At 66.8% G+C, this 21,622-nt stretch carries 22 protein-coding genes; 14 read left to right on the forward strand and 8 right to left on the reverse strand.

The genetic code is table 11. The annotated features are described in order from the left end of the window. Positions 1 to 11: 11 nt before the first annotated feature. Together GH815_RS10720 and GH815_RS10725 are read left to right on the forward strand one after the other, a co-directional pair. Positions 12 to 578 (forward strand): hemerythrin domain-containing protein, encoded by a 567-nt coding sequence (locus GH815_RS10720; RefSeq protein WP_153748768.1) that lies wholly within the window; start codon positions 12 to 14, stop codon positions 576 to 578. Between the two features lie 87 nt (positions 579 to 665). Further along, positions 666 to 911 (forward strand): YdcH family protein, encoded by a 246-nt coding sequence (locus GH815_RS10725; protein ID WP_153748769.1) that lies wholly within the window; start codon positions 666 to 668, stop codon positions 909 to 911. 9 nt (positions 912 to 920) lie between these two features. On the opposite strand, the gene GH815_RS10730 is transcribed toward GH815_RS10725, so the two are convergent. The 3 genes from GH815_RS10730 to GH815_RS10740 form a co-directional block, all read right to left on the reverse strand. Next, a complete protein-coding gene (locus GH815_RS10730; RefSeq protein WP_153748770.1) occupies positions 921 to 1,400 on the reverse strand; it encodes a CoxG family protein in 480 nt (159 codons plus the stop codon). Positions 1,401 to 1,458: 58 nt separating this feature from the next. Then, positions 1,459 to 2,862 carry a helix-turn-helix domain-containing protein gene (locus GH815_RS10735; RefSeq protein ID WP_153748771.1) on the reverse strand — a complete coding sequence of 468 codons (1,404 nt, stop codon included), beginning with the start codon at positions 2,860 to 2,862 and terminating at the stop codon, positions 1,459 to 1,461. Positions 2,863 to 2,937: 75 nt separating this feature from the next. Further along, positions 2,938 to 4,161 (reverse strand): multidrug effflux MFS transporter, encoded by a 1,224-nt coding sequence (locus tag GH815_RS10740; RefSeq protein WP_153748772.1) that lies wholly within the window; start codon positions 4,159 to 4,161, stop codon positions 2,938 to 2,940. A 215-nt stretch (positions 4,162 to 4,376) separates the two neighbouring features. Here GH815_RS10740 and GH815_RS10745 point away from each other — a divergent pair, with 215 nt between their 5' ends. The 6 genes from GH815_RS10745 to GH815_RS10765 all read left to right on the forward strand — a co-directional run bounded on the left by GH815_RS10745 (position 4,377) and on the right by GH815_RS10765 (position 9,826). Next, entirely contained in the window at positions 4,377 to 5,909 is a 1,533-nt protein-coding gene (locus GH815_RS10745; protein ID WP_153748773.1) for an acyl-CoA carboxylase subunit beta, read from the forward strand. Positions 5,910 to 5,960: 51 nt separating this feature from the next. Further along, positions 5,961 to 6,413, forward strand: coding sequence for a DUF6497 family protein (locus GH815_RS10750; protein WP_246176388.1), 453 nt, complete (start codon positions 5,961 to 5,963; stop codon positions 6,411 to 6,413). 199 nt (positions 6,414 to 6,612) lie between these two features. Next, positions 6,613 to 6,744 (forward strand): hypothetical protein, encoded by a 132-nt coding sequence (locus GH815_RS19395; protein WP_279388172.1) that lies wholly within the window; start codon positions 6,613 to 6,615, stop codon positions 6,742 to 6,744. A 69-nt stretch (positions 6,745 to 6,813) separates the two neighbouring features. Continuing rightward, positions 6,814 to 7,173, forward strand: a complete 360-nt coding sequence (locus GH815_RS10755; protein ID WP_153748774.1) for a hypothetical protein — start codon at positions 6,814 to 6,816, stop codon at positions 7,171 to 7,173. A 319-nt stretch (positions 7,174 to 7,492) separates the two neighbouring features. Beyond that, complete coding sequence (locus GH815_RS10760; protein ID WP_153748775.1) at positions 7,493 to 7,693, forward strand: hypothetical protein; 201 nt, start codon at positions 7,493 to 7,495, stop codon at positions 7,691 to 7,693. Between the two features lie 132 nt (positions 7,694 to 7,825). Continuing rightward, complete coding sequence (locus GH815_RS10765; protein ID WP_153748776.1) at positions 7,826 to 9,826, forward strand: acetyl-CoA carboxylase biotin carboxylase subunit; 2,001 nt, start codon at positions 7,826 to 7,828, stop codon at positions 9,824 to 9,826. Positions 9,827 to 9,887: 61 nt separating this feature from the next. Here the strand turns inward: GH815_RS10765 and GH815_RS10770 are convergent, their stop codons facing one another. Next, the gene (locus tag GH815_RS10770) at positions 9,888 to 10,364 is read right to left on the reverse strand and encodes a DUF4174 domain-containing protein (RefSeq protein WP_153748777.1); all 477 of its coding nucleotides are present in this window, start codon (positions 10,362 to 10,364) and stop codon (positions 9,888 to 9,890) included. Between the two features lie 98 nt (positions 10,365 to 10,462). Here GH815_RS10770 and scpA point away from each other — a divergent pair, with 98 nt between their 5' ends. The 6 genes from scpA to GH815_RS10800 all read left to right on the forward strand — a co-directional run bounded on the left by scpA (position 10,463) and on the right by GH815_RS10800 (position 15,943). Beyond that, positions 10,463 to 12,595: a methylmalonyl-CoA mutase gene (gene scpA, locus GH815_RS10775; RefSeq protein ID WP_153748778.1), complete on the forward strand. Its 2,133-nt coding sequence runs from the start codon at positions 10,463 to 10,465 to the stop codon at positions 12,593 to 12,595. Positions 12,596 to 12,706: 111 nt separating this feature from the next. Beyond that, positions 12,707 to 13,324, forward strand: a complete 618-nt coding sequence (locus tag GH815_RS10780) for a VOC family protein (protein ID WP_153748779.1) — start codon at positions 12,707 to 12,709, stop codon at positions 13,322 to 13,324. After that, on the forward strand, positions 13,321 to 13,842 hold the full coding sequence (locus GH815_RS10785; RefSeq protein ID WP_153748780.1) for a GNAT family N-acetyltransferase: 522 nt from the start codon (positions 13,321 to 13,323) through the stop codon (positions 13,840 to 13,842). The genes GH815_RS10780 and GH815_RS10785 overlap by 4 nt, the downstream gene beginning before the upstream one ends. A 10-nt stretch (positions 13,843 to 13,852) precedes the next feature. After that, positions 13,853 to 14,536 carry a molecular chaperone DjiA gene (locus tag GH815_RS10790; RefSeq protein WP_153748781.1) on the forward strand — a complete coding sequence of 228 codons (684 nt, stop codon included), beginning with the start codon at positions 13,853 to 13,855 and terminating at the stop codon, positions 14,534 to 14,536. A gap of 7 nt (positions 14,537 to 14,543) precedes the next feature. Next, complete coding sequence (locus tag GH815_RS10795; protein ID WP_153748782.1) at positions 14,544 to 15,575, forward strand: endonuclease/exonuclease/phosphatase family protein; 1,032 nt, start codon at positions 14,544 to 14,546, stop codon at positions 15,573 to 15,575. Between the two features lie 32 nt (positions 15,576 to 15,607). Then, positions 15,608 to 15,943: an AAA+ family ATPase gene (locus GH815_RS10800; RefSeq protein ID WP_153748783.1), complete on the forward strand. Its 336-nt coding sequence runs from the start codon at positions 15,608 to 15,610 to the stop codon at positions 15,941 to 15,943. Here the strand turns inward: GH815_RS10800 and GH815_RS10805 are convergent. Genes GH815_RS10805 through GH815_RS10820 form a run of 4 tightly spaced genes read right to left on the reverse strand, consistent with a single transcriptional unit; the run spans position 15,940 to position 21,531 of the window. Next, complete coding sequence (locus GH815_RS10805; RefSeq protein WP_153748802.1) at positions 15,940 to 17,487, reverse strand: Ppx/GppA family phosphatase; 1,548 nt, start codon at positions 17,485 to 17,487, stop codon at positions 15,940 to 15,942. The two genes, GH815_RS10800 and GH815_RS10805, sit on opposite strands and share 4 nt — an antisense overlap. A 54-nt stretch (positions 17,488 to 17,541) precedes the next feature. Beyond that, the gene (locus GH815_RS10810; RefSeq protein WP_153748784.1) at positions 17,542 to 19,710 is read right to left on the reverse strand and encodes an RNA degradosome polyphosphate kinase; all 2,169 of its coding nucleotides are present in this window, start codon (positions 19,708 to 19,710) and stop codon (positions 17,542 to 17,544) included. A 41-nt stretch (positions 19,711 to 19,751) separates the two neighbouring features. After that, entirely contained in the window at positions 19,752 to 20,438 is a 687-nt protein-coding gene (locus tag GH815_RS10815; RefSeq protein ID WP_153748785.1) for a P-loop NTPase family protein, read from the reverse strand. Between the two features lies 1 nt (position 20,439). Further along, on the reverse strand, positions 20,440 to 21,531 hold the full coding sequence (locus GH815_RS10820; protein ID WP_153748786.1) for an AI-2E family transporter: 1,092 nt from the start codon (positions 21,529 to 21,531) through the stop codon (positions 20,440 to 20,442). Positions 21,532 to 21,622: the final 91 nt, after the last annotated feature.

Here is a 21,622-nt window from a genome sequence, read left to right on the forward strand (position 1 = left end):
AGCTTCGCGTCATGGACAAAGACCTGACGCTTGGCCACCGCACCGGCCTGCCCGACGCGCTGCGGGTGCTTCTGGACGAGCACCCCCGCGACCTGTGGGACAGCCATGCCCGGTTCGGCAGTCTGACCCGGTTCTGGCTGGAACGCCATCTGATGTTCCGCACGCTGATCGACCGGATCGGGGCCGAAAGCCGCGCGCTTGTCGAGCGCCATGCCGAGCCCGAACAGGCGGTGCGCAACACCGCGCGTTATGCGCAATTGCTGCTGACGGAACTGCACGGCCACCACCGGATCGAGGATCTGCACTATTTTCCCCGGCTGCTGGCCGCCGAACCGCGGCTGGCACGGGGCTTCGACATCCTTGACGGGGATCATCACGCGCTGGACGGGCAGCTTGCGGCGCTGGCGGGCGCCATCAACGGGTTGGTCCGCGCAGCCCCCGCCGACCGGCGCGACCGGGCCGGGACGCTTGGGGCGACGTTGACGGGGTTCGGCCGCTTCCTCGACCGGCATCTGGTTGACGAGGAGGATCTGGTGGTGCCGATCCTGCTGAAACATGGCGAGGCGCTGGGCGTCTGAACCGGCCCGGGTTTGATCGGGGTCAAGGACAGCCTGCACACCGGCTTCCTAGGCTCGGGCCGAAGCACAGGGAACAAGGAGCAGGGAATGTCCCACACGCCGCACGAGCTTGCCGAGGATTTCCCCGACAAGGTGGACCTGATCCACGATCTCAAGATCAAGGACGCGCATTTCGCGCGGCTCTTCGACGAGTATCACGAGGTCAACGGCGCCGTTCACCGGGCCGAAACCGATATCGAGCCGACCGACGATTTTCACCTCAACGAGATGCGCAGGAAGCGGATGCATCTCAAGGACGAGATCGCCCGCATCCTGCGCAGTACGGTGGCCTGATCCGCCGGATCAACCGGTAGCGGCCTCGCCCTGGCTTGCCTCGGCGGGGCCTTCCACCGCATTGGCAAAGGTCTCGAAGAACTGGTCGGCCAGCCGGCGCGCCGTGCCATGGATCAGCCGCGATCCAAGCTGCGCAAGCTTTCCACCCACCTCGGCATGGACCTCGTAGATCAGATCCGTGCCGCCGCCCTCGGCATCCTCCAGCCGCACATCCGCGCGCCCCTTGGCAAAGCCCGCAACGCCGCCCTTGCCCTCGCCGAGGATGGTATAGCTTTGCCGCTCGACCAGATCAGAAACCGTGACTGCACCGCGAAAGGTCGCCTTGACCGGGCCGACCTTCTGCGTGACCACCGCCTCGAACCCGTCCTCGATGCTGCCTTCCAGTTCCTGGCATCCGGGGATGCAGGCTTTCAGCGTGTCCGGGTCGGTCAGGCGCTCCCACACCGCCGCCCGGTCGGCCGCGATGACGCGGCTGCCCGTGAGTTCCATGGATTCCTCCCAGTTTTCCCGCCTTCATTTACGGGCCGGACCGGGCCGCCGTCAAAACCTATTCCGCGACCTCGTAGGGCAGCACGCCCCGCCGGTCGGGATCGACGCTGAGCCGTCGTTCCAGCGGCGGCAGCGCGCGCTGATGGCAATTGCGGCGTTCGCAGATCCGGCAGGAAATTCCGATCGGCTCGAACGCGGCCGAGTTCGTCAGGTCCAGATCGTCGGCATAGACCATCTGCCCGGCATGGCGGATCTCGCAGCCCAGACCGACGGCAAAGCGGCGCACCGGCGCGCCCCAGGCGCCGCCCGGCTTGGTGACATCGCGCGCAAGGCTCAGATAGCGCACCCCGTCCGGCGTTTCGGCCAGTTGCCGCAGGAACCGCCCCGGCGTCTCGAAGGCGCGATGGACGTTCCACAGCGGACAGGCCCCGCCGAAGCGCGCGAATTGCAGCCGGGTTGCCGAATGGCGCTTGGTGATCGTGCCCGCCTGATCCACCCGCACGAAGAAGAAGGGCAGCCCCTTGGCGCCGGGCCGTTGCAGCGTGGACAGCCGATGCGCCACCTGCTCGATCGAGGCGCCGAAGCGGTCGGCCAGCAGTTCCAGATCGTGCCGGGCCTCCTGCGCGGCGTCCAGAAAGCGGCCATAGGGAAGCAACGCCGCGCCCGCGAAATAATTGGCCATGCCGATCCGGGCAATGTCGCGCGCTTCGGGGCTCTGGAACCGGGCCAGATCCAGCGTTGCCTCCAGAAGCTTGGATTGTGTCAGAAGTGCAATCTGGTGAAGCAACTGGAACCGCCGTGTCGGCCCGCTCAGGCGCGCCGACAGCGTCAGCGTGCGGGTGGCCGCATCATAAAGCCGAAGGCCAGGAATATCGCCGGTTTTCAGGGTGATCCCGTTGGCCTCCAGCGCATCGGCGGCCTGCCGTTCGGAATCGTCCGGGGCTGTCGCGGTGCGCGCGAAACGCTCGGCTGCCCGGTCCACGGCATCTATGTAATTGTCGCAATAATGAAAGAAATCGCGCACCTCTTCCCAGGGCGACGGCCCCAGTCCGGCATCCTCGCGCCCCAATGCCTCGTCCAGCGAGGCCAGCCGCTCGTGACTCTGGCGATAGGCGCGGTGCAGTTCCAGAAAGGCCCGCGCCAGTGCCGGCGCGTTCGATGCGGCCAGCCGCAGATCCGCCAGCGGCGGCGCCAGATCGCCAAAGACCGGATCGGCCAGCGCCTCGCGCATGTCCGAGACAAGCCGCTCGTCATCCCCCGACGAAAGCTCGGTCACGTCGAAGCCGAATTCCGAGGCCAGCGCCAGCAATACCGTGGACGAGACCGGGCGGTTGTTGTTCTCCATCTGGTTCAGATAGGGCAGCGAGATGCCCAGCCGCGCCGCGAAATCCTTCTGGGTCAGGCCCAGCCGCGCGCGCGTCTCGCGCAGTTTCGCTCCGGCATAGAGCTTGCGATTGGCCATGGGCAGTACCCGGTCGGTTTGCGGATTAGCACCGCTTTTCCGTAGCCTTTGCAAATCCGCGACGCAAGTCGGGCGTCACATCCCCGGCGGCCCCTCCAGCCGGTCGATCCGGCGGACATATAGCACCGAAACCACCGCCAGAAGCGAGGTTGCCAGCATGATCGCCAGCAGGGGCCATGCCCCGCGCCCCGGCACCAGCAGGGCGCCCGCCAGCGCCGACAGCCCCGCACCGCCCCCGATCATGATCGCGCCGCCCAGTCCGCTGGCCGTCCCCGCCAGATGCGGGCGCACCGACAGCATCCCCGCGGTCGCATTCGGCAGCGTCATGCCGTTGCCCAGCCCGACCAGCACCATCACCCCGAAAAACGCCAGCGGATGCCCCAGCCCCAGACCGATCAGCCCCATCGAGATCACCGGCGCCGCCCCCGCGACCAGCGTGCCGTACAGGATCATGCGGTTGATCCCCACCCGCACCGAATAGCGCCCGGCCAGGAAATTGCCGCCGACATAGCCCAGCGCGACGATGCCGAAATAAAGGCCCAGCGCGGCGGGGTTCAGCCCGAACACCTCGGACCCGACAAAGGGCGCCCCGCCCAGATAGGCAAAGAACGCCCCCGAGGCGAAACCCGCGGCCAGTGCATAGCCCCAGAACCGGCGCGAGCGGAACAGCACGGGATACTGGCGTACCTGTTCCCCCAGGCTTGCCCCGCGCCGCGGCGCGGTCTCGCCCAGATCGGCCCAGGTCAGCACCAGCACCAGCACACCCGCGACCAGCAGCATCGCGAAACTCGCCTGCCAGCCGAAGGCCTGATCCAGCACCCCGCCGATCACCGGTCCGATCATCGGCACCAGCGCCATGCCCATCGTGACATAGCCGATCATCGAGGCCGCCCTTGCGTCCTCGACCATGTCGCGCACCACCGCCCGCGACAGCACCATGCCGGTCACGATCACCGCCTGTGCCATGCGGAATGCCAGGAAGACCGCGGCATTGGGCGCCAGCAGGCAGCCCAGCGTCGCGATCAGGAACAGCCAGATCGACACCAGCAGCACCGGGCGCCGCCCGTAGCGGTCGGAAATCGGCCCGATCGCCAGTTGCAGCACCGCGTTCATCGCCAGATAGAGCGCCACCGAAAGCTGCATCAGCCGGTAATCCGTGCCGAAATGCGCGGTCATGTTGGGCAGCGAGGGCAGGAAGATGTTCATCGACAGCGCCGACAGCCCCGCAAGCAGGATCAGCGTCAGCAGATGCGGGGGCGTCTTGCGGTCCAGAAACCGCAGCTCGGGTTCAGGGGGCATGAGGCCCGGTTACCTCGTGCGGCATGGCTTGTCCATTCGGTCAAATTCAGGCTCCGGCGGGATCGCGCCGTCATCGCGTCGGCCTGCCCGGTCATTACGACTTTGCAGTTTGCAATCAGGTCTCTGCCAATGGTTTGCAAATATTCCGAAAGGTTCTTTTATGTCCCTCGCACCCCCGTTAGGTTGCCGCAAATTTCCGCAAGGGGCCAGCGCCGATGAAAGACATCCTGAACGAGCTTGAACGCCGCCGCGACATCGCCCGCAAGGGGGGCGGAGAGAAACGCGTCGCGGCCCAGCACCAGAAGGGCAAGCTGACCGCGCGCGAGCGGATCGACCTGCTGCTGGACGAAGGCTCGTTCGAGGAATTCGACATGTTCGTCGCCCATCGCTGCACCGATTTCGGCATGGAAGAGACGCGCCCCTCGGGCGATGGCGTCGTCACCGGCTGGGGCACGATCAATGGCCGCCAGGTCTATGTCTTTAGCCAGGACTTCACCGTTCTGGGCGGCTCGGTCTCGGCGACCCATGCCCAGAAGATCTGCAAGATCATGGACATGGCAATGCAGAACGGCGCCCCGGTGATCGGGCTGAATGATTCGGGCGGCGCGCGCATCCAGGAAGGCGTCGACAGCCTTGCCGGGTATGGCGAAGTGTTCCAGCGCAATATCGAGGCCTCGGGCGTGGTGCCCCAGATCAGCGTCATCATGGGCCCCTGCGCGGGTGGCGCGGTCTACAGCCCGGCCATGACCGATTTCATCTTCATGGTGCGGGATTCGTCCTACATGTTCGTCACCGGCCCCGATGTGGTGAAGACCGTCACCAACGAGGTCGTCACCGCCGAGGAACTGGGCGGCGCCTCGACCCATACCAGGAAAAGCTCGGTCGCCGATGGCGCCTTTGAAAACGATGTCGAGGCGCTTTATGAGGTGCGCCGTCTGGTCGATTTCCTGCCGCTCAACAACCGCTCGATTCCGCCCGTCCGGCCCTTCTTCGACGATCCCGAACGGGTCGAGCCCAGCCTCGACACCCTGATCCCCGACAATCCCAACGTCCCCTACGACATGAAGGAACTGATCCTGAAGGTCGCGGACGAGGGCGATTTCTACGAGATCCAGGAAGATTTCGCCAAGAACATCATCACCGGCTTCATCCGCCTCGAAGGCCGCACGGTCGGCGTGGTGGCGAACCAGCCGATGGTTCTGGCGGGCGTGCTGGACATCGACTCGGCGCGCAAGGCGGCGCGTTTCGTGCGCTTCTGCGACTGTTTCGAGATCCCGATCCTGACCCTTGTCGACGTGCCCGGCTTCCTGCCCGGCACCAAGCAGGAATATGACGGCGTCATCAAGCATGGCGCGAAACTGCTGTTCGCCTATGGCGAGGCAACGGTGCCGAAAGTGACCGTCATCACCCGCAAGGCTTATGGCGGGGCCTATGTGGTGATGAGTTCCAAGCATCTGCGCGGCGACATCAACTATGCCTGGCCGACCTCGGAAATCGCGGTGATGGGGGCCAAGGGCGCGACCGAGATCCTCTATCGTTCGGAACTGGGGGATGCCGAGAAGATCGCGCGCCGCACGGCCGATTACGAGGACCGCTTTGCCAATCCCTTCGTGGCGGCCGAGCGCGGTTTCATCGACGAGGTGATCCAACCCCGCTCCACCCGCCGCCGCGTCTGCCGCGCCTTTGCCGCGCTGCGCAACAAGAAGCGCCCGATGCCCTGGAAGAAGCACGACAACATCCCGCTCTAGGTCCGGAACCGGCCGACGCAGCCCGCGCCGGCCCGCGACAGAGGTGGCCCGATGAATGCGATCCCGACGATCCCAGCCAGTCCCTGTCTGGCCTTGCCCCTCTGCGGGGCAGGGCGGTCATCCCTTGCGCTTGCGCTGGTCCTTGCCGCCACACCCCTTGCCGCGCAGGTGATCGAGGTGCCCTCGGGGCAGCCGGTCACCCTGTTCGACACCAGCACCGGCGAGGCCGAGGCCGGGGGGCTGGCCGTGCGCTTCCGCTTCCTTGCCCCGCAGATCGCGCGCGAGGGCGGAACCATGCCCTTCGAACTGGCCGCGGGCGATATCGAGTTCCTGTGCAACAGCTACGCATTGCCGCGTCTGCCCGGGTTCGGCCCCGACATCGGCGAGATCGTCATCACGCTGATGGACCGTCCCGTCCCCTTCGGACAGCCCGACCCCGAGGCCACACAGTTCTTCGAGGCGTTCCGCCCCGAGGACGGGGCCTGCGTATGGGAGGGTTTCTGACGATGAAGCAATATCTTGCACGCCGAGTCTCAGCTTGGCGGAAAGCTGCGCTTTTTGAGTCACAGGTCGGAGTTTCGCAGCATGCGGCATGTGCAAAGCTTTGTGATTGGTCTATGATTCGTGTGGGTTCTGAAAGAGTGACCCTCAACGTGATCGTGGCCGGCGCGAAGCTGGCCCCAGCAAGAAAATGGAGTTCCGGATGTCCAAGAGCATCAAGGCCCTCATGGCGCTGTCCCTCGTGGCCTTCGTCGCGGCCTGCGCCCAGCAGGAAGAAGTCGTCTACGTCGAGCCCGAGCCCGTCGTCGGCGAGCCGAAGTACACCAAGTACTGATACCGGCGCGGGGCGGGTCAGACCCGCCCCGACACCCCCCGCGTCGTCCCCCGCCCGGGAGGAGACGCGATGCTGAAGCACAGGGGCTTTCCCGGCCGCCTTCCGGGCACCGATTTCCAGTTCACGATTCGCAGGGCGAACAAGGACGGTGCAACCCGTCTTGTCGCACGCGAACGCTATGCCGACCGCCGCAATGCCGACCGGCGCGCCGACGAGGCGTTCCTGGCCGCCTTGTGGGAACATTTTGGCGACCAGCCCTTCGAGCGCGGAAACCTCGATGCCGGGCGGCTGTCCTGGTTCCTTGGCCGTGAAGTCGTTCCCGCCGAAGATCCATTTGATCCCGAAAGTTACGAGGCGCTTCTCAGAATCGATGTGGCGCGGGCCCGCGCTGCCTATCCCGACATCATTCGCGACGAGGGGTCGGCATGATCCCGCTCAGATATCTGGCTTGTGGGCGGGAATCGGCCAAATTTCACTCGCCCGTGCGTTGTGGGCTTTCCTTTTTTGCAAATCTCGGGAATTCTGATTCTAGGGCCGATGGTGGTACACCCCTTCGCCGCCGGTCCGGATACTACCGTTACCCTTCCCCAACCCCCAGGCCTGACCCCATTAGGGTCAGGCCTACCCCTGTTTCTGGCGCTGCCCTTCACGGTCTCTTGGGTCGCAGGGGGGGCGATTTCCGTTCCGTCTCCGGTTTGTTCGCAGTAGACTATGCGCGCAACAAAAATCCGAACGGAGGCAGAGTAGTATGCGAAACATCAAGATTCTGGCCGCACTCACGGCCATCGGCACCATGGCTGGCTGCATGGCAAGCGATACCGAACGGGCGCTGGTTGGCGCTGTCGGTGGTGCTGTCGTCGCCGACGCGCTCGATACGAATGTCATTGCCGGGGCGGCCGTGGGCGCCACGGCTGGCGCGCTTTGCGACGACGTGGGCTTCTGCAGATGATCTGACCGGGCGGGCCTTCGGGCCTGACGGGCGAAAGGTATACAGGGTCGCCGGGGCTGCGGGCTCCGGTGGCCCTTTGTCGTTTGTGCGCCGGGGCGGGTGCGGCCCGGTGGAATGCTGGAAAGGACGGAAATGTTCGAGAAGATCCTGATCGCCAACCGGGGGGAGATCGCCTGCCGGGTCATCAAGACCGCCCGCAAGATGGGCATCAAGACGGTAGCCGTCTATTCCGACGCCGACCGCCATGCCCTGCATGTGCGGATGGCCGACGAGGCGATCCATATCGGCCCGCCGCCCGCGAACCAGTCCTATATCGTGATCGACAGGATCATGGAGGCGATCCGGACCAGCGGCGCGCAGGCCGTCCACCCCGGCTACGGCTTCCTGTCCGAGAACAGGCTGTTCGCCGAGGCGCTCGAAGCTGCTGGCGTCACCTTCATCGGCCCGCCCGCCTCGGCGATCGAGGCGATGGGCGACAAGATCACCTCGAAGAAACTGGCGGCCGAGGCCGGTGTCTCGACCGTGCCGGGCTATATGGGCCTGATCGGGGATGCCGACGAGGCGGTGAAGATCAGCCGCGAAATCGGCTATCCGGTGATGATCAAGGCGTCTGCGGGGGGCGGCGGCAAGGGCATGCGCATCGCCTGGACCGACGAGGAAACCCGCGAGGGCTTTCAGGCGTCCAAGGCCGAGGCGGCGAACAGCTTTGGCGACGACCGGATCTTCATCGAGAAATTCGTGACGCAACCCCGCCATATCGAGATTCAGGTTCTGGCCGACAAGCATGGCAACACGCTCTATCTGGGCGAGCGGGAATGCTCGATCCAGCGGCGCAACCAGAAGGTCATCGAGGAAGCCCCCAGCCCCTTCCTTGACGAGGCGACCCGCAAGGCGATGGGCGAACAGGCCTGCGCGCTGGCGCGCGCGGTGGGCTATACCAGCGCGGGCACGGTCGAATTCATCGTCGATGGCAGCCGCAATTTCTATTTCCTGGAAATGAACACCCGGCTTCAGGTGGAACATCCCGTCACCGAACTGATCACCGGCATCGACCTTGTGGAACAGATGATCCGCGTGGCGGCGGGCGAAAAGCTTTCCTTCGGGCAGGCCGATGTCAGGCTGAACGGCTGGGCCATGGAAAGCAGGCTTTACGCCGAAGACCCCTATCGCAACTTCCTGCCCTCGATCGGGCGGCTGACGCGCTACCGGCCCCCGGCGGAATCGGCGCATGACGCGGCCATCGTGCGCAACGATACCGGCGTCTACGAGGGCGGCGAGATCAGCATGTATTACGACCCGATGATCGCCAAGCTCTGCACCTGGGCGCCGACCCGCGACCAGGCCATCGACGAGATGCGCACCGCGCTGGACGCCTTCGAGGTCGAGGGCATCGGCCACAACCTGCCCTTCCTGTCGGCGGTGATGGAACATCCGCGCTTCTGTTCGGGCAACATCACCACCGCCTTCATCGCCGAGGAATATCCCGACGGTTTCGCAGGCGTCAGCCTGCCGCGCGAGGAACTGCGCCGGGTGGCTGCCGCCGCGGCGGCGATGTTCCGCGTCGCTGAAATCCGGCGCGCGCGCATCTCGGGTACGATGGACAACCACGAACGCAAGGTCGGCAGCGACTGGGTGGTGGTCGCCCAGGGCGAACGCTTTGCGCTGACAATCGACGCCGACCGCCAGGGCTCGACCGTGCGCTTCGCCGAGGGCGACGCGCATCGCGTTACATCCGACTGGACGCCGGGCAACCCGCTGGCGGTGCTGCATATCGACGGCGTGCCGCTGGTGCTCAAGGTCGGCAAGTCGCCCAACGGCTACCGCATCCGCCATCGCGGCGCCGACATGAAGGTGGCGGTCTTCACCCCCCGCCAGGCGGAACTTGCCGCCCTGATGCCCGAGAAACTGCCGCCCGACACCTCGAAATTCCTGCTCTGTCCGATGCCCGGCCTGATCGTCTCGATCGACGTGGAAGAGGGCCAGGAGGTGCAGGAAGGCCAGGCGCTGTGCGTGGTCGAGGCGATGAAGATGCAGAACATCCTGCGCGCCGAGCGCAAGGGCATCGTCGCCAGCATCAAGGCCGGCCCCGGCGCCAGCCTCGCCGTCGACGATGTGATCATGGAGTTTGAATGATCCCCCGGGCCGCCCCATATCCCGCGCCTTTCGGGCGTGCCGGGGCGGTCCGTGGCCGGGCTCAGTCCGATGCGGTGCCGCGGCGGTCGCGGATCTCCTGCTGGCGCAGCGGCAGCTTGTCGATCGAGCGGGTCAGTTCGCGCACGTCCCAGGGCGTGGGCTTGCGCAGGATCACGTTGCCGTCCTTGGCCACCAGCACCAGCGCAAAGCCGCGCGGGCGCAGCGCCTGGCGGAACGCGCTGCGGGCGGCGGGGTCGGTGTCGGTGATCACCACCACATCGCGGATCGCCAGTTCCTCGATCCGCGCGGTCAGCAGGTCCATCTGCTGGGCAAAGCGCGGATCGGCCTCGCTGTCGGCGAACACCACCACCGGCCGGGCGATCCACTGGAACTCGGCCGGGGTGACCTCGCGCGCGTCCAGAACCGTCGCATGGTCCGCCTGCCAGCGTTCAAGCCCGGTCAGTTCCGCCATCGCGCCGGCGGTCAGGGCAAGCGGCACGAGGGCGGCAAGTGCAAGAGATACGAGACGTTTTTTCATGAACCCTCCTGTCGCGATCAGATATAGGCGCGCCGGAACGGAAAGCGAAGCTTGAACCCGCCCGCGGGCGGGGGAACGAGACGAAAAGGGACGATGCCATGACGGACAAGACCAAGAGCTGGGCCGAGACGGCCGCAAAGGAACTGCGCGGCCGCAGCCCCGACGACCTGACCTGGGCCACGCCCGAGGGCATCCCCGTCAAGCCGCTTTATACCGAGGACGATATCCGCGACCTGCCGCATATGGGCAGCCTGCCGGGCGCCGCGCCCTATACCCGCGGCGTGCGCGCGACGATGTATGCCGGGCGGCCCTGGACGATCCGGCAATATGCGGGCTTTTCGACCGCCGAGGAATCGAACGCCTTCTACCGCAAGGCGCTGGCCGCCGGGCAGCAGGGCGTCAGCGTCGCCTTCGACCTGGCGACGCACCGCGGCTATGACAGCGACCATCCCCGCGTGGTGGGCGATGTCGGCAAGGCGGGCGTGGCCATCGACAGCGTCGAGGACATGAAGATCCTGTTCGACGGCATCCCGCTGGATCAGGTCAGCGTCTCGATGACGATGAACGGCGCGGTGATCCCGATCCTAGCCAGCTTCATCGTCGCGGGCGAGGAACAGGGCGTGGACCGCGCGCTTCTGTCGGGCACGATCCAGAACGACATCCTGAAAGAGTTCATGGTGCGGAACACCTATATCTATCCGCCCGAACCCTCGATGCGGATCGTCGCCGACATCATCGAATACACCTCGACCGATATGCCGCGGTTCAACTCGATCTCGATCTCGGGCTACCACATGCAGGAGGCGGGCGCGAACCTGGTGCAGGAACTGGCCTTCACCCTTGCCGATGGCAAGGAGTACGTGAAGGCGGCGCTGGAGCGGGGTCTCGATGTCGATGCCTTTGCCGGGCGACTGTCGTTCTTCTTCGCCATCGGCACCAATTTCTTCATGGAAATCGCCAAGCTGCGCGCCGCCCGCTTCCTGTGGCACCGCATCATGTCGGAATTCAACCCGAAGAATCCCGGCTCGCTGATGCTGCGCACCCATTGCCAGACCTCGGGCGTCAGCTTGCAGGAACAGGACCCCTACAACAACATCGTCCGCACCGCCTATGAGGCGATGAGCGCGGTTCTTGGTGGCACCCAGTCGCTGCACACCAACAGCTTTGACGAGGCGATCGCGCTGCCCACCGAATTCTCGGCCCGGATCGCGCGCAACACCCAGTTGATCCTTCAGAACGAGACCAAGGTGACCAAGGTCGTCGATCCGCTGGCGGGTTCCTATTACGTCGAGAAACTGACCGCCGATCTGGCCGACGCCGCCTGGACGCTGATCGAGGAAGTCGACGCGATGGGCGGCATGACCAAGGCGGTGGCCTCGGGCATGCCCAAGCTCAGGATCGAGGAGGCCGCCGCGCGCTGGCAGGCCGCGGTCGATCGCGGCGACGAGGTGATCGTCGGCGTCAACAAGTTCCGGCTGGCGAAAGAGGATCCGATCGACATTCTGGAAATCGACAACCAGAAGGTGCGCGAGGCGCAGATCGCGCGGCTGGAGCGCATCCGCGCCACCCGCGATCAGGCCGCTTGCGACGGGGCGCTTGCGGCGCTGGAACAGGCCGCGCAAAGCGGTCAGGGCAACCTGTTGCGCCTCGCGGTCGAGGCCGCCCGGGCGCGGGCCTCTGTGGGAGAGATCAGTATGGCGATGGAAAAGGCGTTCGGACGGCACCGCGCCGAGGTCAGGACCCTGTCGGGTGTCTATGGCGCCGCCTATGAGGGCGACGAGGGCTTTGCCGCGATCCAGAAGGCGGTGGAGGATTTTGCCGAGGTCGAGGGGCGGCGTCCGCGGATGCTGGTGGTCAAGATGGGCCAGGACGGCCATGACCGCGGCGCCAAGGTGATCGCCACGGCCTTTGCCGATATCGGTTTCGATGTCGATGTCGGTACGCTGTTCCAGACGCCCGAAGAGGCTGCGCAGGATGCCATCGACAACGACGTGCATGTGATCGGTGTCTCGTCGCTGGCCGCCGGGCACAAGACGCTGGCGCCCAAGCTGATCGAGGCGCTCAAGGCGCAGGGGGCCGAGGACATCATCGTGATCTGCGGCGGCGTGATCCCGCAGCAGGACTACGATTTCCTCAAGGCCGCAGGCGTCAAGGCGATCTTCGGGCCGGGCACCAACATCCCGGCCGCCGCCAGCGACATCCTGCGCCTGATCCGCGAGGCACGGGCCTGACATGACGGCCCCGGCGGCGGCGTCGCTGCGTCGGGTGTCGGCTTGCCATTGCATCCCCGCCCCGGCGGGGATCACATGCACGCGACCCGACCGAAAGGAGCGCCCCCGCCGATGCTGAGCCTCGATCACCTCGCCCTCAGTGCCGGGACGCTTGAGGCGGGCGTGGCCATGGTCGAGGACCGCCTCGGGGTGCGGCTTGCTCCCGGTGGCCGCCATGCCGCGATGGGCACCCATAACCGGCTCTTGCGCCTTGGACCCGGCTTCTATCTCGAGGTCATCGCCATCGACCCCGAGGCGCCTGCGCCCGGTCGCCCCCGCTGGTTCGATCTCGACCGCTTTGCCGGGCCGCCGCGGCTGACGAACTGGATCGCGCGCTGCGACGATCTGGAGGCCGCGCTGGCCCGTGCGCCGACGGGCAGCGGCAGGCCGATGGATCTTGCCCGCGGCGATCTGCGCTGGCGCATGGCCGTGCCCGAGGACGGGCGTCTGCCCTTTGACGGGCTGTTTCCCGCGCTGATCGACTGGCAGGGGGCGGCGCATCCCGCCGGGCTTCTGCCCGAAACCGGCTGCCGCCTGGCCGCGCTGGAACTGCACCATCCGCGTGCCGAGGCCCTGCGCCTCGCGCTGCGCGGCCTGATCGACGATCCCCGGATCGCGGTTCACCAGGCCCCTCTGCCCGCGCTGCGCGCGCTGATCGACACGCCCTCCGGCCGGCGCGCGCTGGAATGACGATCCGCCCTGCCATGCCCGGGGATGCCGCCGCGCTGGCCGCGATCTGGAACCCGATCATCCGCGACACGCCGATCATCTTTCATTCCGCCCGGAAGACGCCCGAAGGCGTTGCCGAGATGATCGTGACCCGGACCGCCGCGGGCCACGGCTTTTTCGTCGCTGCCGAGGGCGCGGCGATCCTGGGCCTTGCCACCTATGCCCAGTTCCGCCCGGGCGATGGCTATGCCCGCGCGATGGAGCACACGATCCTGCTGGCGCCTGCGGCCCGGGGCAGGGGGCTGGGCCGGGCGCTGATGGCGGCGCTGGAAACCCATGCCGCCGGTGCAGGCGCGCATGCCATGATCGCCGCTGTCAGTGCTGCCAATCCCGCCGGCATCGGCTTTCATGCCGCGCTGGGCTATGCCGAGGTCGGCCGCCTGCCGCAGGTGGGGTTCAAGGCCGGGCGCTGGCTCGATCTGGTGCTGATGCAGAAGATCCTTTCCGCCGCACCTGACATGGGCGCCGCGGCGCGCTAGTCTCGCGGCCATGTCGCTCTGGTCCCGCATCTCTGCCGCCGTCTCTGCGCTTGCCAAGGGCGAAAGCCTGGCCACGGTCTTCGACCGTCTGCGCACGCCGCCCGAGCGTAGCGTGGCCTTTACCATCGCGGTCATCGCGCTGGGCGCCAAGATGGCCAAGGCCGACGGGCAGGTGACCCGCAACGAGGTCGCGGCCTTCCGCGAGGTCTTTACCATCCCGCCCTCGGAAGAGGCCAATGCCGCGCGCGTCTTCGATCTGGCCCGTCAGGACGTGGCCGGGTTCGAGGAATATGCCCGCCGCATCCGCCGCATGTTCCGCGGCCGCAAGGAACCGCTCTGCGATCTGATGGAGGGGCTGTTCTTCATCGCGCTGGCCGATGGCAAGTATCACCCTGCCGAAGACGCCTTTCTTGCCCGCGTCGCCACAGCCTTTGGCCTCAGCGAGGCGCAGTTCCGCACGTTGCGCGCCCGGTTCGTGCCCGATGCCGCGCCCGATCCCTATACCGTGCTTGGCGTCGACCCCGGCGACGATCTCGACAGCATCCGCAAGGTCTGGCGCAAGGAGGTGCGCGAGACCCATCCCGACCGGATGCATGCCCGCGGCGTGCCCGAAGAGGCGATCCACCTGGCCGAGCGGCGGCTGATCGCGGTCAATGCCGCCTGGGAACAGATCGTGCAGGAGCGCGCGGCATGAGGCGGCCATGAGGATCGCCACCTACAATGTCGAATGGTTCAACGCGCTGTTCGACGATCAGGGCAACCTTCTGGACGACGATGCACCCTCGGGCCGTACCGGCGTGACCCGGCACCAGCAGATCGAGGCGCTGGGCATCGTCTTTACCGCGCTCGATGCCGATGCGGTTCTGGTGGTCGAGGCGCCCGACGATACCGGCCGCCGCTCGACCGTCACGGCGCTTGAGAATTTCGCGCAAGTGATGGGTCTGCGTGCGCGGCGGGTGCTGATCGGCTTCACCTCTGACAGCCAGCAGGAAATCGCGCTACTCTACGATCCCGACCGGCTCAGCCCGCGCCACGACCCGCAGGGCGATCCGACCGGCAAGAAGGGCTCGGCCGAGGCGCCGCGTTTTGACGGAGTGTTCCGCTGGGATCTGGATGTGGACAGTGCGGCCGACCTGATCCGCTTTTCCAGGCCGCCGCTGGAACTGGCGGTGCAAAGCGCGCAGGGCTTCGCCTTTCGCATGATCGGGGTGCATGTGAAGTCCAAGGCCCCCTACGGCGCCTCGACGCCCGAAGAGGTGATGCGGATCTCGATCCAGAACCGGCGCAAGCAGATGGCGCAATGCATCTGGCTGCGCCAGCGGATCGAGGCGCATCTGGCCGCGGGCGAACCGTTGATCGTGCTGGGCGATTTCAACGATGGCCCCGGGCTTGACGAATACGAAAAGCTCTTCGGCCGTTCCGGGGTCGAGATCGTGATGGGGCTGGACGTGCCGCGCGAGATGCGGCTTTACGACCCCCATGCACGACAGGCGCAGCACGGCCGGTCCGCCGCCCAGCCCGCCACCGCCCGGTTCTACATCCAGTCCGAGCGGCACTATCTGTCGGCCCTGCTCGATTACGTGATGATCTCGTCCGACCTGCGTGCGCGCCGCCCGGCCTGGCGCATCTGGCACCCGTTCGACGACCCCGACCTTTACCGCGTGCCCGAACTGCGCGAGGCGCTGCTGGCGGCCTCCGACCATTTCCCGGTCAGTCTCGATATCGAGCTTTGATCCTATACCCCTGCGGGTCTATATTCTCGGCCATGACCCGGATCGCCGCCCTTTGCCTGGCCGCCCTCGTCGCGTTCGGCCCCACCGCCGCGCAGGAGGCCGAAACCGCGCCGGAGGCGAATCTGCGCGAGGGGATGGACCTGCTGGGGCAGGGGATGCGGCTGTTGTTCAGGGGGCTCGGGGACGAACTGGAACCGGCCTTGCGCGATCTGGCCGAGACGATGCAACCCGCGCTGCGCCGTCTGATCGAGATCGTGGACGATTTCGACGCCTACCAGATGCCCGAGCGGCTGCCCAATGGCGATATCATCATCCGCCGCAAGCCCGACGCGCCGCCCGTGCCCCCGACCGAGGACATCGAGATCTAGGACCGCCGCACCCGTACCCCGGTTTCCACCCCCAGCGCCTTGGCCAGCGAGGCAAAGCGCGCCTCTGCCACCTCGCCGAACAGCGGCTCGGCGCGGGCGTCCAGCACCAGTTCCAGCCGCTTCTTCTTGGGGAAATGGCGCAACTCGGCCAGCGTGTCGGGCGCATCCGACGAGAACATCGCGCCAAAGCGCATAGCCTTGCCCAGCACTTCGGCCTGCTGCATCTGGACCGGATCGAGCAGCGCGAACAGCGGCTCGAACCGGCTGCCCGCGCGGCTGTTCTTGTAGCGGTGCAGCAGAGAGACGCCGAGGAACACCCGTTCCCAATGTTCCAGCCCGCCCAGATTGGCCTGGGTCGCGGTGTCGAAACAGACCTCGTGGCGGTAATCGGGATGCGCGCGCCAGGCGGTGTCGTGCAGGTGGCAGGCCGCCTTGATCAGCCGCCGCTTCTCGGGGCCCGCAGCGCCGAACAGCGGCAGCACGAAATTGTAAAGCCGCTTGCCGAAGCCGGGAAACCGGGCCGCGTTTGCCTCGACGAAGCGGCAGGCTTCGACCAGCGGATCGCGGGCGCGCAGTTCGGCCGGCATCTGTTCGTACAACAGCCCCTCGCGGATGCCATAGCCCGACACCGCGATCTCGCGCGGCTTCAGCCGGGCGACCAGCCGCCTGAGCACCAGCGAGGCGATGGGCACCAGCGATATGCGGTCGATCGAGGTGCCGGTGCGTGTGCGCAGCGCGTCGATCCCGACGGTCTCGATCCAGTCGAGCGTGGCGGCCAGCGATTTGCGCGTCATGCGGTATTCGTGCAGTACCGTCAGCGGATAGCCGCGCCGTTCCATGTCAAGCCGCGCAATCGCCCGCCACGATCCGCCCACCAGAAACAGCCGCCCCCGGGACAGGTCCATGCCGTGCGCCAGTGTTTCGATCTCGTCGGCGATGAACTGCGTCAGCCCCTTCTTGCCGCCCTTGATGTCCTTCAGCTTGAGCGGCCCCAGCGGCGAGGTGCGCCGCATCCCGACCCGGCCGCCACTCAGTTCGGCCAGTTCCATCGACGAGCCGCCGATATCGCAGACCAGCCCCTCGGCGCCGGGCCAGCCCAGCAGCACGCCTTGCGCCGACAGCCGCGCCTCCTCTGCGCCGTCGATCACCCAGGGGCGCAGGCCGGTCTCGCGCTCGATCTGGCGGCGAAAGTCGGGACCGTCCTCGGCATCGCGCATCGCGGCGGTCGCGACCACGGTCAGGGGGCCGGTGCCCATCGTCTCGCCCAGCATGGCAAAGCGCTTCAGCGCCGACAGCGCGCGCCTGCGCCCCTCGGGCGACAGCCGCCCGGTCTGGCCCAGCCCCTCGCCCAGCGCGCACATCACCTTCTCGTTGAAGAAATAGGCCGGGCTGCGGGCGGCGCCGTCGAACACCACCATCCGCACCGAGTTCGACCCGATATCGACGACACCGACGCGCGACAGCGCCCGTGATTCAGGGCCGCCGAACAGGGGGCGGCCAAAGGGTTCCCACGCGTCGGGGCGGTCGTCGCCGCTGCCGTCCATCTGCTGCCTTTCGCCCGTGGCGTGTTCGGACTCTGCCAAGCCGGCCCTCCGCCGTCAATCGGCGACGTTCGCCAGTTGCGGTACATCGGCCGCCCCCGCCGTGCCACGACCGGAAAGCGAGGGGTTCTCCATGAAGAAGCGGTGGCAGTTGAACGCCTCTGGCCCGGCCTTGGCGCGCACGAAGCTGCCATCGGGCTGCATCACCCAGCTTTGCGCCTCGTCGGCCAGGTTCGCGGCCATGACCTGATCGACGATCTGCGCCTTGACGGTGGGGTTGGTGCATTCCACCAGCGTTTCCACCCGGCGGTTGAGGTTGCGCCCCATCCAGTCCGCCGACGAGATGTAGACCCGTGCCTTGGGCGAGGGCAGGCCAAAGCCGTTGCCGAAGCACACGATGCGCGAATGTTCCAGGAACCGGCCGATGATCGACTTGACCCGGATATTCTCGGACAACCCCTTGATGCCGGGCCTGATCCCGCAGATGCCGCGCACCACCAGGTCGATCTTTACCCCTGCGGCCGAGGCGGCATAAAGCGCGTCGATCACGTCGGGCTCGATCAGCGCGTTCATCTTGGCCCAGATCCGCGCAGGCCGCCCGGCGCGGGCATGCCCGGCCTCTTCGGCGATGCGCTGCAACAGCGTGGATTTCAGCGACAGTGGCGAGATCGACAGGTTTTCCAGCCCGTCGGGCTCGGCATAGCCGCCGATATAGTTGAACACCTTGGTCGCATCCCGGCCCAGCGCCGCGTCGCAGGTGAACAGCGACAGGTCCGTGTAGATGCGCGCGGTGATCGGGTGGTAGTTGCCGGTGCCGTAATGGGTATAGGTCACCAGGTTCTCGCCCTCGCGCCGGACCACGGTGCTGATCTTGGCGTGGGTCTTGTAGTTGATGAAGCCATAGACGACATGCGCGCCCGAGCGTTCCAGCCGCCGCGACTGGCGGATATTGGCAGCCTCGTCGAAGCGGGCCTTCAGTTCCACCAGCGCCGTCACCGACTTGCCGTCCTCGGCCGCCTCGCACAGCGCCTCGACGATGGGCGAGTTCTTGGAGGTCCGGTACAGCGTCTGCTTGATCGCGACCACATCGGGATCGCGCGCGGCCTGTTGCAGGAAGCGCACCACCATGTCGAAGGTTTCATAGGGGTGATGCAGCAGCATGTCCTTCTGCCGGATCGCGGCGAACATGTCGCCCTCGTGGTCCTGCACCCGTTCGGGCACCCGCGGGGTAAAGCTTTTCCACAGCAGATCCGGCCGGTCGTCGATCACCAGTTCCTTGAGATCGGCCAGCCCGATCAGCCCGCGCACCTCGATCACGTCCTCTTCGGTGATGTGCAACTCGCGGATGATGACCGAGCGCAGCTCCTCGGGCGCGCCCGAGGTCATCTTCATGCGCACCACCTCGCCCCGGCGCCGCCGCTTCAGCGCCACCTCGAACTCGCGCACCAGATCCTCGGCCTCTTCCTCGACCTCCAGATCGCTGTCGCGCAGCACGCGGAAGGTACAGCTTCCGACCGCCCGGTAGCCCGGGAACAGCGAGGACAGATGCACCAGCAGCAATTCCTCCAGCGGCAGGAACCGCGCCTGCCCCTCGCGCGCGGGCAGCCGGATGAAGCGCGCGATCTGATGCGGGATCGGCAACAGCGCCTGCAAGGGCTGGCCGTCGCGCTCGCGTTCAAGCTGCAAGGCCAGACAGAAGCCGGTATTGGGGATGAACGGGAAGGGATGCGCCGGGTCGATGGCCAGCGGCGACAGGATCGGAAAGACCTTGTGCAGGAAATGTTCGCGCAGATGGGCCCGGTCGGCCTTGGTCAGGCGCGAGCGCGTCAGAAGGTGGATATCGGCTTCTTCCATCAGCTTCTTCAGCCGGTTCCAGCTGGCCTGCTGCGCCTGCAACAGCCGCCGCGCGTCGCGGTCGATCAGCACAAGCTGTTCGGCCGGCACCAGCCCGTCGGCGGCGGGCGTGGTGTTGCCCTTCTTCGCCAGTTCGCGCAGGCCCGCCACGCGCACGGTGTAGAACTCGTCCAGGTTGGTGGCCGAGATCGACACGAAGCGCACCCGCTCCAGCAGGGGCACGCGCGGGTTGTCGGCCTCTTCGAGGACACGCCAGTTGAAGCCAAGCCAGCTGAGTTCGCGGTTGAAGAACCGCTTCGGTCCCGTGCGCTGCGGCTCGGGGATCTCGACGGGCAGGGGGAAGGGGGCTTTGAGGAAATCGGCCTGGGTCATGGCGGCGCTTATGAATGGGGGTTATGACGGCTGAGTGACAGTTATCGGGCCAGCGAGGCGGTCTTGTCCAGCACCGTGCGGGCCAGCCGGATGCCCGGCCGGTGGCCGGTCGCCAGCGCCTCGCGGTCGATGGCGGCGACGGTTTCGGCAGCGGCGGCGAAAGAGCGTTCCATCCGCCCGACCAGATAGCCGATCAGTTGCGGTGTGACCGCCAACTGGCGGTCGGCAAACAGCTTGACCAGCACTGCGGCCAGCAGCGCGTCATCGGGCGGGTTCAGCTGCGCCGTGGCGGCGGCCTGCATCCGGCTGGCCAGATCGGGCAGAGCCAGCGCCCAGTCCCGCGCCGCACCGCGCGCGGTCAGCAACAGCGCGCCGCCCCCCGCCGCCAGCAGGTTGTGCAGGTGAAACAGCGCCGTTTCGGCAGGGCCATCGCCACCGATCCGGTCGGCATCCTCGATGGCCACGGCACCCGCCGCCGCCAGCGCGGGCAGATCGGCCTGCGCCAGATCCGCGGCCTGCACGACCGGCGCGCCGGTCAGTTCCGCCCAGACATGAACCAGATGGGTCTTGCCCGCGCCCTCTGGGCCGATCAGCAGCAGCTTGCCACCCGGCCAACCGCGCCAGTCCTCGACCTGCGCCACCGCGATGGCATTCGCGGGTGCCACGAAAAAGGCCTCGCGCCCCCGCGCAGGCCGCACGTGCAGGTCAAGGATCAACTGGCGGGCCATGTCAGGCGGCATCCTCGTCGTTTGCGGACCCGTCCTTCAGCGCCTCGAGGCCGCGGTAAAGCCTGCTCTCGCGATATTGCGCGATCCCGAACCGCATCAGCACCCCCAGCGCCGCCGCCACCGGCACCGCGACCAGCATGCCGACAAAGCCGAAGATCGAGCCGAAGACCGCCAGCGCAAAGATCAGCCAGACCGGGTGCAGCCCCACCGAACTGCCCACCAGTTTGGGCGTCAGCACATTGCCCTCGATCATCTGGCCCAGAACGAAGATCGCCGCCGCGCCCGCAATGAACCACCATTCGCCCCAGAACTGGAACAGCGCCAGCCCGATTGCCAGCGCACCGCCCACGATGGCGCCCACATAGGGGATGAACGAGATCAGCCCCGCGACAGAGCCCACGACCAGCCCGTATTTCAGCCCCAGGATGCTCAGCGCCGCGGCGTAATAGATGCCGAGGATCAGACAGACCGTGCCCTGGCCGCGGATGAAACCCGCCAGCGTCCGGTCGACCTCGCTCGCCAGCCTGCGGATCACGGGGGCATGGTCCAGCGGCAACAGCCGGTCGATCTGGGCCACCATCCGGTCCCAGTCGAGCAGCAGGTAGAAGGTGATGACCGGCACCAGTACCAGCAGAAGCACCACGTTCACCACGCTGGCCAGTGATGTGATCAGCCCGTTCAGCAGTTCGACGCCGCGCGCCTGCACCGTGTCGCCGATCCCCGCCAGCGTGCGCGACAGCGCCGACGCATTGTCGTTCAGCGCGGGCACCCGCTCGATGATGAAGCCATGCAGATGGCGCGCGATCTCGGGCGCGGTATTGGCCAGGCTGATCGCCTGCTGGATCAGCGTCGGCAGCACCACAAGCGCCATCGCCACGAAGATCACCACCGCGCCCGCCGTGATCGCCACCGTCGCACCGGCCCGCGACAGCCCCAGCCGCTCCAGCCGGTCGGCCACGGGGTCGAGGAAATAGGCCACCGCCATGCCCACGATGAAGGGCATGATGACATCGCCCAGAACCCATAACAGCCCCAGGAAAACCGCCGCCGCGATCCCCCAATAGGTCACCTGTTCCCGCACCGGCAGCGCCATCCGCCCCTCCTGATTCTGCGCCCGGTCGCCCGGCCCCGCACGCCTTTGGCCAGACGCGCGGCGCTTGTCTGGTCCTGCGCGATGACATAAG

Origin of the sequence: Rhodovulum strictum, from assembly GCF_009649175.1 — a bacterium.
GTDB classification, from domain to species: Bacteria; Pseudomonadota; Alphaproteobacteria; order Rhodobacterales; family Rhodobacteraceae; genus Rhodovulum; species Rhodovulum strictum.

Bases quoted from the DNA above. Each gene is read 5' to 3' on its own strand.
- GH815_RS10720 (WP_153748768.1), top strand. From the start codon at position 12: ATGGACAAAGACCTGACGCTTGGCCACCGCACCGGCCTGCCCGACGCG.
- GH815_RS10725 (WP_153748769.1), top strand. From the start codon at position 666: ATGTCCCACACGCCGCACGAGCTTGCCGAGGATTTCCCCGACAAGGTG.
- GH815_RS10730 (WP_153748770.1), bottom strand. From the start codon at position 1,400: ATGGAACTCACGGGCAGCCGCGTCATCGCGGCCGACCGGGCGGCGGTG.
- GH815_RS10735 (WP_153748771.1), bottom strand. From the start codon at position 2,862: ATGGCCAATCGCAAGCTCTATGCCGGAGCGAAACTGCGCGAGACGCGC.
- GH815_RS10740 (WP_153748772.1), bottom strand. From the start codon at position 4,161: ATGCCCCCTGAACCCGAGCTGCGGTTTCTGGACCGCAAGACGCCCCCG.
- GH815_RS10745 (WP_153748773.1), top strand. From the start codon at position 4,377: ATGAAAGACATCCTGAACGAGCTTGAACGCCGCCGCGACATCGCCCGC.
- GH815_RS10750 (WP_246176388.1), top strand. From the start codon at position 5,961: ATGAATGCGATCCCGACGATCCCAGCCAGTCCCTGTCTGGCCTTGCCC.
- GH815_RS19395 (WP_279388172.1), top strand. From the start codon at position 6,613: ATGTCCAAGAGCATCAAGGCCCTCATGGCGCTGTCCCTCGTGGCCTTC.
- GH815_RS10755 (WP_153748774.1), top strand. From the start codon at position 6,814: ATGCTGAAGCACAGGGGCTTTCCCGGCCGCCTTCCGGGCACCGATTTC.
- GH815_RS10760 (WP_153748775.1), top strand. From the start codon at position 7,493: ATGCGAAACATCAAGATTCTGGCCGCACTCACGGCCATCGGCACCATG.
- GH815_RS10765 (WP_153748776.1), top strand. From the start codon at position 7,826: ATGTTCGAGAAGATCCTGATCGCCAACCGGGGGGAGATCGCCTGCCGG.
- GH815_RS10770 (WP_153748777.1), bottom strand. From the start codon at position 10,364: ATGAAAAAACGTCTCGTATCTCTTGCACTTGCCGCCCTCGTGCCGCTT.
- scpA (WP_153748778.1), top strand. From the start codon at position 10,463: ATGACGGACAAGACCAAGAGCTGGGCCGAGACGGCCGCAAAGGAACTG.
- GH815_RS10780 (WP_153748779.1), top strand. From the start codon at position 12,707: ATGCTGAGCCTCGATCACCTCGCCCTCAGTGCCGGGACGCTTGAGGCG.
- GH815_RS10785 (WP_153748780.1), top strand. From the start codon at position 13,321: ATGACGATCCGCCCTGCCATGCCCGGGGATGCCGCCGCGCTGGCCGCG.
- GH815_RS10790 (WP_153748781.1), top strand. From the start codon at position 13,853: ATGTCGCTCTGGTCCCGCATCTCTGCCGCCGTCTCTGCGCTTGCCAAG.
- GH815_RS10795 (WP_153748782.1), top strand. From the start codon at position 14,544: ATGAGGATCGCCACCTACAATGTCGAATGGTTCAACGCGCTGTTCGAC.
- GH815_RS10800 (WP_153748783.1), top strand. From the start codon at position 15,608: ATGACCCGGATCGCCGCCCTTTGCCTGGCCGCCCTCGTCGCGTTCGGC.
- GH815_RS10805 (WP_153748802.1), bottom strand. From the start codon at position 17,487: ATGGACGGCAGCGGCGACGACCGCCCCGACGCGTGGGAACCCTTTGGC.
- GH815_RS10810 (WP_153748784.1), bottom strand. From the start codon at position 19,710: ATGACCCAGGCCGATTTCCTCAAAGCCCCCTTCCCCCTGCCCGTCGAG.
- GH815_RS10815 (WP_153748785.1), bottom strand. From the start codon at position 20,438: ATGGCCCGCCAGTTGATCCTTGACCTGCACGTGCGGCCTGCGCGGGGG.
- GH815_RS10820 (WP_153748786.1), bottom strand. From the start codon at position 21,531: ATGGCGCTGCCGGTGCGGGAACAGGTGACCTATTGGGGGATCGCGGCG.